Origin of the sequence: Candidatus Accumulibacter aalborgensis, assembly GCF_900089955.1 — a bacterium.
Taxonomy (GTDB): domain Bacteria; phylum Pseudomonadota; class Gammaproteobacteria; order Burkholderiales; family Rhodocyclaceae; genus Accumulibacter; species Accumulibacter aalborgensis.
Window position 1 is genome coordinate 18,060 of record NZ_FLQX01000105.1, and the last position, 13,086, is coordinate 31,145.

Below are 13,086 nucleotides of genomic sequence, written 5' to 3' on the forward strand. Positions count from 1 at the left end.
GAAGGAGTAGAATCGCCGCACTTCCTGCTCGGCGCGCGCGCCTGCCTCGATGCCTCAATCCAGTTATCTCGCCCTCTTGCTGATCGGCCTGCTCGGCGGCACGCACTGCGTCGTCATGTGCGGCGGGATCGTCGGCGCCTTGTCGATGGGCACGCCAGCGTCCTTCACGCTTCATCTGGCCTACAACCTGGGGCGGATGGTCAGCTATGCCACGGCTGGCGCAATCGCCGGCGCTGTCGGCGAGGCAAGCGTCGCCCTTTCCGGGCAGTTACCGCTGCGCGCCTTTCTTTATCTGCTCGCCAACCTGATGCTCATCGCGCTGGGCCTCTATCTGATGGGCGTCACCCGGGCGCTGGCGTTCAGCGAGCGTTTCGGCCAGAAACTGTGGCGCCATCTACAACCGCTGAGCCGGCCTTACCTGCCCGCACGGCGCGTCGCGCAGGCTTTCCCTCTCGGTCTGCTCTGGGGCTGGTTGCCCTGCGGCCTGGTCTACAGTGCGCTGGCGACCGCTCTGACCAGCGGCTCGGCCTTGAACGGCGCCGGACTGATGCTCGCCTTCGGCGCCGGCACCTTGCCCAATCTGCTCCTTGCCGGTCTGCTCGCCGCCCGCCTGCAGACCTATGCCCGCCTGCCGGCGGTGCGCATCGCGTCGGGACTGCTCGTTCTCGGTTTTGGCGTCTGGGGATTGATCGGGCTCATTCGCCTGGTTCTTCGGACCTAGCAAAGGATAGGGAATCCGACGGCACCTTTCAAGGAATACGAGATCTCATCATCGCCGTCCACCTCAAAGTTGGCCAGCCCCTTCCTACTGCCGGCTTTCCAGCAGCGCCTGCAACTGTTCAATCAAGGCGTCCCGCAAGGAATCGAGTTCACACAGCCTCGCCAGGGCCTCCAGGTTGCGGCCCATGCTCCTGAGTTCACACAAATCGCCGGCCAGCGCATGCACCTGCCGGTGCAGGGATAGCATGCCCTGGAAGGCGCAATGCTGACCATAGCGCGTCTGACCCTCGGCATCCAGCCAGGCGCCGAAGCGACAAAGATAATGATCCAGAGGCATGGGGTTTACACGCTTGCCCTTGAGGTAGCGGGCAATGCTGACGATCCAGGCTCGGTGCTCGGCGCCGGCAAAGAGCAAGGGCAAATCGTCGCGGTTGATGGCAGACCGGTTGCTCCAGGCACAATCAGGACGCCAGGCGCTAGCCCAACCCTGGATATCGAGTGCCGGCATGGGTCGGGCAATGCCGTAGCCTTGAGCCAGTTCGCAACCAAGCTGCAGCAGCATTTTGCCGTGCTCCACGGTCTCCACCCCTTCGGCGATGACCTGGCGGCGAAACGCTACGGCCAGGCCCAGCACGCCGGCGAGAATGGCCAGGTCATCGGGGTTGTCGAGCATGTCGCGCACGAAGCTCTGGTCAATTTTGAGCAGTTTCACCGGCAGGTGTTTCAGGTAAGTCAGCGAGGAATAACCGGTGCCGAAATCATCCAGGGCAAACATCACGCCGATTTCCCGACAAGCCTCGATGATCCCGGATACGCGGGCCAGGTCGACCAGCGCACTCGTTTCCAGCACCTCCAGTTCGAGGTCGCCCGGACTGACATCCGGGTGTGCCGCCAGAATCGCACGCAGGCGTTTGACGAAGTTCGGCTGCTGCAACTGGCGGGCGCCCACATTGACGCTGACCGGAATATCCAGCCCAGCCTCGCGCCAGCGTTCGATCTGGGTCAGAGCGGTATCGATCACCCACTCGCCAACGTCGACTGCCAGTGCATGATCCTCGATCACCGGCAGGAAAACCGCCGGCAGCAGCAGACCTTTTTCCGGGTGTTGCCAGCGGATCAGCGCCTCGACGCCAATCACCCTACCCGTACGCATGTTCACCTTGGGTTGGTAATAGAGCACGAATTCGCGCTCGCTCAGAGCGCGGCGAATGTGGTCAAGGCTTTCGTGTCGACCACGGACGCTATGGTCCTGCTCGGCGTCAAAGACGTGGTAACAGTTCTTCCCGGCCAGCTTGGCCTGATACATGGCAAAGTCGGCCTGGCGCAGCAATAGATCCGCATCCACTTCTCCCATCTGCGGGTAGAACGTGATTCCGAGACTGGCCGAAACCTGGAGCACGTGGTCGTCGACCAGCACCGGCTCGGCGGCGGCCTGAAGCAGGCGGGCCAGCAGCCGCGTACTGGTCTCGACAACGGCCAGGTCGAGCAGCACAGCCACGAACTCGTCGCCGCCCAGGCGGGCCAGCGTGTCGCCTTCGCGCAGCGATTGCTTCATGCGGCTGGCCAGAGTGATCAGCAACTGGTCGCCGGCATCATGCCCGTGGCGGTCGTTGATCGCCTTGAAACCGTCCAGGTCAATATAGGCTACCGCCAGGGGTTGTCGGCGCCGCTGCGCCTGGGCCATGGCCTGTTGCAAGCGGTCGGCGAGCAGCGTACGGTTGGGTAGCGTGGTCAGCCCGTCGTAATGGACCAGATGTTCGAGCTGCAGTGCGTGCTCTTTCAGCGCGGTGATATCGGAGAACAAGGCCACGTATTGCTGGGTCTTGCCCCGGCTATCGCGCACGGCACTAATGGTGAGCATCTCGGCATACACTTCGCCATTCTTGCGCCGGTTCCAGATTTCACCGTTCCAGTGGCCTGTCTCGGTCAGATCGCGCCACAGCAATGCGTAGAAAGCTTTTTCCTGACGGCCGGAGCTCAGGATGCGCGTGTTCTGACCCAGGACTTCCTCACGGCTGAAACCGGTGATAGCGGAAAATGTGTCGTTGACGTCGATGATCGTGCCGTCGGTGGCGGTAATCATGATGCCTTCGCGAGCATGGGTAAAGACGCTGGCGGCAAGCTGGAGTTTTTCCTGGGCCCGCTTGCGCTCGGTGATGTCCCTTGAAAATCCGACGGTGCCGGTAACCCGTCCATCGACAGTAATCGGTGACTTATAGGTTTCGAACCACACCCATTGGCCATCGACTTCGATATGTTCCTCAACACTTCTTGCCCGGCCGCTTTCAAGGACCATTCGATCATCCGCTCGATAAGCTTCCGCCAACTCCTGCGGCCAGACATCAAGATCGGTCTTGCCAACCAGAAGGTTGGCCGACGCCTGGCCGCACGCTTCAGCAAACGCCTGGTTGACGGCGAGGAACCGGCTGTCTCTATCCTTGAGCCAGACAAGGAACGGAAAATTGTCGAACAGCGCGCGCTGATAGCGTTCGCGTTCGTAAAGCGCCATCTCGGCCCGCTTGCGCTCGGAAACGTCACTAAAAATCCATATGCTGCCCTCCTGTGGTCGAGAGGGATCGATTGCCCGACCGCTCAGGGCGCCCCAGAAGAGACTGCCATCCTTGTGTCGCAGTCTCGTTTCTGCAGTGAAGTTCTTTCTTTCTGCCACTGTTGCATAGGCCTCCACCCCGACCTGTTCGAAGGTCTCGCGGGAATCGTAGAGGCGCAAGGAGGATTCGCCCAACAGTTCGCCCGGCAGATATTGAAAAATTTCCTCAAAGCGGCGATTGCAGGAAACGATACGCCGTTGTTTGAGATAGACAATTCCGACCAGCACGTTATTCAGAATCGTTTCGTTTTCTGCCATAATCCGGCGGTTCTTCTCCTCCTGTTCCTTGCGCTCGGTGATGTCGATGTAGTAACCCGCCACAAGTTTCCTGTCGCCCTGGATCAGCGGGAACCGGATGGATGTAAAACTGCGTCCATTGAAATGCTCTTCGGCTCCCAACGGCTTGCCAGTTGAAACCACGCTCAAGTCGGCTGCATCCATTTTGTCGGCGAATTCAGCCGGAAATAGTTCTCTCATGGTCTTGCCGATTATTTCGGAGTCGGCAATTCCAACCATATCCCTGAAGTTGTCGCTGACCATCAGCACATGGCTTCCGGCAGGCTTGATTTCGTTTATAAAGACATGGACCGGAGAGTGAAGCAGGAACTGGGAGAACATCCGGTTGGTCTCAGACAGTGCATTAACTGCACATTGCCTGGCAGCTTCGCCCCGTCGCCTGCGGGCAATGTTCCAAAACAACGAGATGATCAAGATCAGTTGCGCCGTGAAGAGCGCCGCACCGAACCACAGGTAGTATTTATAGCGCGAGTAGAAGGTATCCGGCCGGCCCGTCACGATTGATCCGACAGGCAGCAGCGATTCGCTGATCCCGAATCTATCGAGCCCCGCATAGTCAAATATATAGCCTGTCGGACTTTCGACGACAGGTAGCGAGTCTGCCTTTTCACCGCGCAGAATCCTGCCGGTGAGGACGGCCGCGCTTTCCCCCTGCAAACGTCCGCTCAAGAGCTTTCCGCCGATCGCTCCGGGCGCCATATAAAAATCCCAAACGGTATAAACCGGCCGAGGTGAGGCGCTGACGATGAAATCCATGCTCTCCCGTGCTGAAAAATTCCGACCCGCCGAATCGCGAAAAAAAGCGAGTGCAAGAACGACCGTGTCGTCACTCAACTGTTTCAGGCTGTCGCTCAACTGGAGCGCTGTCAGATCATTCAATTCAATAAAGGCAATAGCCGGGAAATTGTGGGCAACATCCCGCGCCAGACCCAGATTTATCTGACCCGTCTCCGTCGAATCGGTAATCAGAGCAATCTTGCTCGTTCCCGGATGCAGCCTGAGAGCAATGTTGATGGTCGAAACGATATCAAGATCTTCCCGGACGCCGGTGTAGTTGCTGCCGGGATAGAATTGGTAGCTGAGAAAGTTATTTATGCCGCAGAACACTACCGGCACGCCGGGAAAAAGAGTATCTCGATACTGGAGCAAGAAATCGAGGGCATTGTTGTCTGAAGCGACGATGGCGTCGAGTTTGACGTTTTCATAGAGCTGCCGGTAGATCTTCACCAAGTGCGGGAACATGACCTCGGCAGCTTGTCGTTTGGTATTCATATACTCGACATACACTTCCGTTCCCGGGAGCTGTTCCAACAGGGTACGGGAGAACCCGTCCTGAATCATGTCGGTCCAGAGGTAGCCCTGATGGTAGGAGTGAAGGACCAGGACCTTTTGCGGGCTTGTCGCGTCAGCACTAACTGATGTGCTGAAAATGGCCAAGCAAAGCAAGGCGACCACCGGCAGCGATCGATCAAGCAATGCCTTGAGAGCAGGTCGCCACACTTTTCTATCCGACCCGGCAACGGCGATTACAACGGCATTGGTCATGAGATGCATCCAGGTACAAGCCGCACGATAGGATGCGCAAAGAGCGAACGGGGAACAGTCTATTGCCCACACCCTGAGACTCCCATTTCGACACTTTTCTGCCTATTGCAGCACTCTCTTTATTCGCCAGGACACACCTTGGCGGTGAAGCGCTGGAATGCGCCGCTTGGCGATCACCCGATTCGCCAGCCAGAAAAGCGTATGCATTTGCGTGCTGTCCTTGGCAAGCCCATTCTAGCGAACCTTCGTGAAGTGGAACAGCTTCTTCACGAAGGTGGCAGGGACGCTCCACCTTGGGCCGAATCGTGGCTTTCGAAATCAGCGCACGCTGATCTCGACGCGGTCGTAGCGTCCAGCGTCGTCCATGACCGTGATCTGGTAGCGTCCGGCGTCGCGGAACTTGTGCGCCAGCGCGCGACCGGCCGGCACGCGGCCGATCTGGCGGCCATCGAGCAACCAGATGAGTTCCTCCTGCCCGCCGCGCGCTTCGAGGCGCAGTTCCGGCGGCAGGCCGTTGCCGGCGCGGCGTATCGTTTCGCCGTCGCTGACGCCGACGATCTTCAGGCCGGCTTCGGGAGCGTGTGCGCCGGCGCAGGCGGGTGCCCACGCGGGCGGCAGTGCGCGCTCGCGAAGCGCGCCGTCGAGCCACGGTTCGAGCGCCGCCGGCCAGCGGGCCATGGCGACGGAATGTACTTCACCGCTGGCGCAAGCGGCACGCACGCGCAGGCCGCTGGCCGCATCGCGCTGGTCGGTATAGCGCGCAGCGCCGCCGCGCAGGCGGTCGGGGAAAGTCGGCGGCGCCGTGCCGTTGACCATCCAGGCGGTTCTTTCCTGATGGCACAGTTCGGGCGGCGTCGCTTCGCGGCGCGTGCCTAGTGGCCAGCAGATCTTCGTCGTCGATACGCTGGCCGGCGGTGTGCGGGGCTGCGGTGGCGAATCGTCTACGACCGAAAAGATATCGACCAGCAAGGGCGCGGCGATGTTGGCGCCGAAAAAGCCGGGGTTCGGCGTTCCATCCGGGCGTCCAACCCACACGCCGACGGCGAAGTGGTCGCTGACACCGACCGCCCAGGCATCACGAAAGCCAAAGCTGGTTCCCGTTTTCCAGGCGATGCCACGACGCGTTCCGACGCCGCCGTCGACCTGGCGAGCGACCGGTCCGCCCGACTCGAGTACATCGCGAATGATGAAAGCAGCGCCTTCGCTGAGCATGCGTGCTTCTTCGAGCGGCGCGTCGGAACGATACCGCGGCCGGCCGCTGACGCCGCCGCGCGCCAGCGCCGTGTACGCGCCGACCAGGCCTTCGAGGGTGACCGCCGCGCCGCCGAGGATGACGCTGAGGTTGGGCGTGGCACCGCGCGGCAACTCGAGCTTCAGTCCGCCGCGGCGCAGCGCCGAGACGAAGCGCTGCGGCCCGAGCTGTTCGAGGACTTCGACCGCCGGCACATTGAGCGATCGTTGCAGCGCTTCGCTGGCCCCGACCGGGCCGCTGAAATTGGCCTGAAAGTTGCCGGGCTGGTAACCCGAGAACGATTGTGGCACGTCGGCGAGCAGCGATTCGGAGTGAATCAGGCCTTCGTCGAGCGCCAGCCCGTAGAGAAAGGGCTTCAGTGCCGACCCCGGCGAGCGCGCAGCCTGCACCATGTCCACGTGCGCGAAGCGCGCCTCATCGGCGAAGTCTGCCGAACCGGCGTAGGCACGGACTTCGAGGGTGGCGTTGTCGACCACCAGCGCGGCCATCGAGACGCGTGCCGGCAGGACGGTCAGTCGTGCCGAGAGCAGTTGCTCGACGCTTTGCTGAACGCTCGCGTCGAGGGTGCTCTCGATGCGCGCCGCTCGTGGCTGCAGCCGCCGCAGACGTTCGGCGAACAAAGGTGCGAGCAGCGGCTCGCGTACGGTCTGCGCAATCACCGGTTCCTGGCGTGCATCGGCAATTCTCGCTGCCCCCCAGCGCGATTGCATGCGGGCGAGTACCTTGTCACGCGCCATGCGCGCTCGCTCCGGGTAGCGGTCGGGCCTCAGCAGTGACGGCGCCTGCGGCAGAACGGTGAGCAGCGCCGCTTCCGAGTCGCTCAGCCGTTGCGCGGGTTTGCCGAGGTAGGCGCGGCTGGCCGCCTCGACGCCCTCGAGGACGCCCCCCATCGGCGCAAAGGTCAGGTAGATCTCGATGATTTCGCGCTTCGAACAGCGCAGTTCGAGCTGTACGGCGCGGGCCATCTGGCGCAGCTTGCCGGCAAGTGTGTGTGGCGTCGGTTCGAGCAGGCGGGCGACCTGCATGGTCAAGGTCGATCCGCCGGAGACCACTCGCCCATGCCTCGCCCATTGCCCGGCGGCGCGCAGCAGGGCCCAGGGATTGACGCCGGGGTGCCACCAGAAAGCGCGGTCCTCGTAGGCGATCAGCGCTTCGATATAGCGCGGCGAGACTTCCTCGATGCGCACCGGGTGGCGCCAGATGTGCGCCCGATCGGGGAAGGCGCGCAGCGGCGTGCCATCGCGCGCGACGACCAGTTGCGCGCGTGGCGCCGACCGCCCCGGCAGGGGCGGCGGAAAGATCTGGTCAGCGAGCAGCAGCAGGGCGAGTGCTGCGGCCAGCGTCAGCCGCAGCGCCTGCTTCATTTCTTCGCGCCGGCGTCTTCGTCCTTGCTGCCGTCGCTGATCAGCAGCATCTCGTCGCCACCGGCGAGACCGTAGATCTGCGGCTGATACATGTCTTCGGCGTAGGTCGGCGGGACGACGAAGCGACCCGGCGTGACGACACGGACGCGGTAGAAGAACTGCATCTGCCGGGCGAGCCTGGCGGCGACGACGAAGCGGTCGTCGCGGAACTCGACGTGCCGGATGTCGCTGTTCTGCATGACCTGCCGTGGATCGACACCGCCGACGGTGATCACTGACTGCTCGCCCTGGACGATGTTGACGTTCTCGATCTCGAGACCGGCCGGGATGTAGTCGACGATCAATCCGTTGGCGTACCGGCCGGCGGTCTTCACCTGCAGGCGGACAATCGCCGTTTCGCCGACGCGCAGCGCGCGATTGCCGAGCGGCTGGCCATCGGCGGTGAACCAGTCGCGCTTCAGATCGAAAACATCGCGTCGCGCCGCGGGCATCCTGACCGGGTTGCCGGTAAAGCTGAGTTCGACGAACAGCCGATCCTTGTACGTGTTGCGAATCTTGATACCGGCCGCGACTTCGCTGGCCGACAGGGGTCGGAACTGCGCTCCCCGGCCGCCGATCGGCTGCGGCTTGTCGGCCGAAACGATCTCGGCCGCCCATTCTCCGCCCGCGTCGGTGACAAAACTGCGCCCGAGCAGGAACAGCGCGAGCTTCTCCTGCGTGCTGTAGTAGCGCCTGTTTTCCATTTCACCCGCGACCTGGCTGACCAGGTTCTCGCGCCCTGGCGGCTTGAGCTGGTACTTGTCGAGCAGGACGTAGATCATCGCCCAGTCGCGCAGATTGCTGCCGTAGTCGCCCCACCAGGCCTGGCCGGGACCGCCGCGCGGCTTGACCATGCCGGCGGCGATGGCGCTCTCTGCACGCGCCTCGTCGCCCATCAGCTTGAGCGCCAGACCGAGCTGCACCAGCGCCAGCCCCGAGTGTGCGGCGGCCTGTGACTCGTGCAACTGGCGCAGCGTCGCCAGCGGCGCCTTGCCCTGGCGAGCGAGCACGTAGGCGCCGTAGGCGAGCACGGCGAAGCGGCCTGATCCGGCATAGCGGTTGTCGTTCCAGACCGCATTCTGGTTGTAGGCGACGGGTCCTGTCGGCAGGCCGGCGACGCCTTCCTGCAGACCCTTGAGCAGGAAGTCGAGCGCGCGTTTGTCGACCTCCGGCGGCACGTTGAAACCCTGTTCGCGGGCATCAAGCAGGAAGTTGGCGACGTAGGCCGATAGCCAGTACTGGTACTCGGAGAGATTGCCCCACAGGCTGAAGCCGCCGTTGGCCGCCTGCATGCCGGCAACTCGCGCGATCGCCTTGTCGACCAGCTCGGCGCGCTGTGCTTTGGTGAACGGCTTGAGCCCGAACTGCCTGGCCGCCGCTTCGTCGATGAAGAGCTGGGGATAGGCGCTGCTGATGGTCTGCTCGGCACAGCCATAGGGATAAGCGAGCAGCCCCTGTACGGCGCTACGCACGTCGATCGGCGCCTTGTCCGAGACGACCAGCGTCGCGGCGACGGTTTCGCGCAGGAAGCCAGCGAGTTCCGCATCGCGCACTTCGACCGTTTCTCCGGGGGCGACGACCAGGCGCTTGACGACCGATTGCCGTGGCGTCGGCGCCTGCACCTGCAGCGCGAAGCTGCGCTTGATCTTGATCAGCGGGCTGTCGACGCGCACCTGCACTTCGCTCAGGCCGATCGCCGTGCCAGCCTCGATCGGAATGCGCAGGATGCGTTTCTGCTGCGCCTTGAGCGAAAACGGCTGCTCGACTCGCTTGATGCGCAGGCCGTCGCCGTTGCTGATCGCCACTTTGATCTCCTGCTCCTTGGCGGAGAGGTTATGGACGTCGAGGGCGAGCACGGCGCTGTCGCCGACCGAGAGGAAACGTGGCGTCGCCAGTTCAACGACCAGCGGCGCCGCGACGGTGACTTCGGCCTCCTGCATGCCGAAGCGATCGCTGCTGGCGACCACCGCCATCAGGCGCAGGCTGCCGTTGAAATCGGGCACCGGCAGCGAGATTTCGGCCTCACCCTGGTCATCGAGAGCCACCGGGCCGCTGAACAGATCGACCAGGCGAACCTTTTTCGGGACGCTGCGCGTCGGTTTCGGCGCGGCGTCGCCACCGAACTTGAGTTTGCCTTTCTGGCCGTCCATCTTCTCGATCAGCCGGCCGTAGATGTCGTAGGCGTCAGCGCCGTAACGCAGCTTGGCAAAGAAGAAAGCGAAGGGATCGGGACTGGCAAAGCGCGTCACGTTGAGGATCCCGACATCGACCGCCGACAGCGTCACCATCGCTTTCTGCCCTCTGGCCTCGGGGACCCTGATCCTCACCTTCAGCGGCTGCTCGGGCTCCATCTTCTGCGGCGCTTCAAGGGCCACGTCGAGTTTGCGTTTGGCACGATCGAGCGGCACGTGCAGCAAACCCAGCGCGCGTGCCGGCGTCACTTTCTCGCCGCGGTTACCGGGGCGCAGGACCATCACCGAGACGTAGAGATCGTGGCGCTGCCATTCCTTGTCGAGCGGAATGTCGATCGTCGTTCCGTCGGCACCGATCGCCAGGCGGCGCACCCATAGCGCGCGATCGCCTTCGACGGTCACCAGCGCCTCGCCGGCATGGGGCGGACTGATCGTCAGGCGCACGGTGTCGCCATCGGCATAGGCCGGCTTGTCGAACTTGAGCGCCACGCGGTCAGGGCGTACGCCCTGCGTTTCATCGTCCTTTGCCGACCAGCCGGCGTAGAAGCGGAAGCGCATCGTTTGCCGGCTTTCGGGGTCGAGGATTTCGACGCGATAGCGCCCGTACTTGACCGGCAAACTCAACTTGCCGCGCCCGCCGGCGGGCACCGACACCTGCGTCGTGCTCACCAGTTCGTCGGTCTCGGTGAAACCCGAGTTCCAGCCGCGCTGATCATCGAAGCGCCAGTAGTAGCTGCGGTTTTCGCGAAAGAGGCGTACCGGCAGCGCCGTCCCGGCTTTCAGTGCCCCGCCCACATCGGCGCGAACGACCTCGAAATCGGCCGGCGCCCCTTCGCGAGCGTAGGCGCCGACGAACAAGGGCCGCAAGCCGACCAGCACAGGCGCCGGCCACCAGACTCGCTCGATGTTGCGCACCACTGGCCGGCCGCCGCTTTCGAGCAGGCTCAGCGTCGCTCGGACAGTAAACGGTGAGCGGCGCTTGGCCACTGATTCGACGCTGACGGCGATCTTCGCCTTGCCCTGCTCGTCGAGTTGAATCTCCGGCAGTTCGCTGCGCGATTTGACCGTCTCTTCGTCCGCATCGCCGAAGATGAACCCCGGCAGCTTCTGGGCGAGCGGATTGCGGCTGCGCTCGCTGGTCAGCACGCCGAGCAGGCGGTTGCCGGCGGCCGGCGCGCCGTAGAGGTAGGCTCCGCTGACGTCGATTTGCCATCCGGAGTCGCCAGCCAGGCGCTCGCTGGCGGTGGCCAGATCGAGCTTCATCCGTTCCGGCAGAAACTCTTCGACGGCGAACGGCATGCTGGTGCCGGCAAGCTTGGCCGCCGGGTCGGCGCGCAGTTCGAGACTCCACGAGCCGGTCGCCGCATCGCTCGGCAATTCGACCGCGCGCCGGTAATAGCCGGCGAAGCCTTCGTCCGGCTGCCAGGTCGCGGTCCACTGCGCCTTGCCGTCGGGGCGACGAAGGATGGCCTGAACCGGTTGCGGCGGCACCGGCCGGCCATCGGCGTCACGGGCCATCACCGAGACCTCGAAGCGCTCGCCTGGCCGGTAGAGGTTGCGGCCACTGTAGGCAAAGAGGCGGACCGGTACGTAGGGCATGCCAGTGATGTCGAACTCGGCCAGATCGAGCGCCGGTTCCTTGAGCGCGATCAGCGACATCTGTTCGCCCTTCCTGGCCATCACGACGCGCGCGCCGTTCGGCTTCTCGGCGAAGGTCACGCGACCATCATGGTCGCTCTCGCCACGGGCCAGCGTCTTGCCCTGGCCATCGATCCAACTGACTTCGACGCCGGATTGCGCTTTGCCATCGGTCAGTGAACTGACGTAGGCATCGGCGCCGCGGTTGGCATACTGGCGCAGATGCAGGCCGAGGTCGCTGACGTAGAAGTAAGTCGTCTGGTAATCGTCGCGGAAACGGTTGGGTTGCGACATCACCGCCACGTAGACACCGGGCTCGCGCAGCGCCGGGAGGGTTTCGACCGGGATGAAAGTGACGCTGCGGCGATTCGCTTTCTGTTCGGTGAGGAAGCGGCCAACGAAAGCGCTGGTCGTCAGTTTATGCAGTTGATCGAGCTCCCAACTGCCGACGGCGCCTTTAAGGTGGGTACCTGACGCGTAATCATCGCCTTCCTCGCCGTCGGCGTTCGCCTCGCCTGCCGCGGGAGTAGCGCGAACCGGTCCGGCGACGACCTTTTCGAGGAACTTCGCCAGTTGATCCGGCTTGACCTTCAGGAACTGGATGTCCACCTCCGGCACGTTGACCGTGGTCACCGGCAGGCCGCCGTTCTGTGCCGCCGGCAGAACCATGCCGCGGCTGGCAAAGTAGAAAGCCGGGGCGACCGCTGCCGTGCGGATCGAGAAGCGGGCTTCTTCCTCGAGCTTGCTGCCGTTCCTTGCCGTCAGCCCGGCCTGAACGCGTACCACGTAGCGCGTCTGCGGCTTGATGTGCGGAAAGAACAGCAGGCGTGGGTTCTCGCCGACCACCCAGGCGCCGGCAACCGGCTGGCCACCTTCGAGCGCGGTATCAGCAGCAGCGCGGCTGGTACTGCTCGCCATGTTCGCCGCGGCGCCGGAGTCCTGTTCATCGCCCTCCTCCGCGTCGCGGGCGTGTGGCGTTGCAAGCTGCGGCGCGGCCGGCATTTCCAGCACCTGGACGCTCTTGTCGTAATCACCCCTGGCGTCGAGCGGCAGGCTGAACGACAGTGCCAGAGCCGGAGATCCGTCGAGATCGCGATGCGCGCCATCGATCAGCTCGAAGCGGATGCCTTCGGTCGCCGGCTCATCCTGCCCTTTTTGCGGGAAATGCGCGATGGCCAGAAAGCCGGCGATCGCCAGCACCACTGCACCGATGATGGCGACCATCGGCGCCACCCCGCGTTGCCTGATCTGCCGTTCGAAACGCATGCAATCCTCCCGGGGAAAATGCTGAAGAATAGGAAATCCAGCGGCACCATCGAGAGTATATGGGCTAATGAATCCCATGAAGTAGAATGACCACACCTTCTGCCCGGCGCTCCCGCCTCCCTCGATGCCTCAATCCAGTTATCTCACCCGCTCTTGCCGACCTAG

The 13,086-nt window shown here is 63.4% G+C and carries 4 protein-coding genes; 1 reads left to right on the plus strand and 3 read right to left on the minus strand.

What is annotated here, in order from left to right:
* Nucleotides 1-49: 49 nt before the first annotated feature.
* On the plus strand, nt 50-721 hold the full coding sequence (locus ACCAA_RS09120; protein ID WP_186406933.1) for a sulfite exporter TauE/SafE family protein: 672 nt from the start codon (nt 50-52) through the stop codon (nt 719-721).
* Nucleotides 722-805: 84 nt separating this feature from the next.
* Here ACCAA_RS09120 and ACCAA_RS09125 read toward each other — a convergent pair whose 3' ends face one another.
* The 3 genes from ACCAA_RS09125 to ACCAA_RS09135 all read right to left on the minus strand — a co-directional run bounded on the left by ACCAA_RS09125 (nt 806) and on the right by ACCAA_RS09135 (nt 12,921).
* Nucleotides 806-5,170 (minus strand): EAL domain-containing protein, encoded by a 4,365-nt coding sequence (locus tag ACCAA_RS09125; RefSeq protein ID WP_186406934.1) that lies wholly within the window; start codon nt 5,168-5,170, stop codon nt 806-808.
* A 318-nt stretch (nt 5,171-5,488) separates the two neighbouring features.
* Nucleotides 5,489-7,786, minus strand: coding sequence for a penicillin-binding protein 1C (pbpC, locus tag ACCAA_RS09130; protein WP_186406935.1), 2,298 nt, complete (start codon nt 7,784-7,786; stop codon nt 5,489-5,491).
* Nucleotides 7,783-12,921 (minus strand): alpha-2-macroglobulin family protein, encoded by a 5,139-nt coding sequence (locus tag ACCAA_RS09135; protein ID WP_186406936.1) that lies wholly within the window; start codon nt 12,919-12,921, stop codon nt 7,783-7,785. The genes pbpC and ACCAA_RS09135 overlap by 4 nt, the downstream gene beginning before the upstream one ends.
* Nucleotides 12,922-13,086 lie beyond the last annotated feature (165 nt).

Excerpts from the sequence above, each read along its gene's own strand:
- ACCAA_RS09135 (WP_186406936.1), bottom strand. The coding sequence starts at position 12,921 with ATGCGTTTCGAACGGCAGATCAGGCAACGCGGGGTGGCGCCGATGGTC.
- ACCAA_RS09120 (WP_186406933.1), top strand. The coding sequence starts at position 50 with ATGCCTCAATCCAGTTATCTCGCCCTCTTGCTGATCGGCCTGCTCGGC.
- ACCAA_RS09125 (WP_186406934.1), bottom strand. The coding sequence starts at position 5,170 with ATGACCAATGCCGTTGTAATCGCCGTTGCCGGGTCGGATAGAAAAGTG.
- pbpC (WP_186406935.1), bottom strand. The coding sequence starts at position 7,786 with ATGAAGCAGGCGCTGCGGCTGACGCTGGCCGCAGCACTCGCCCTGCTG.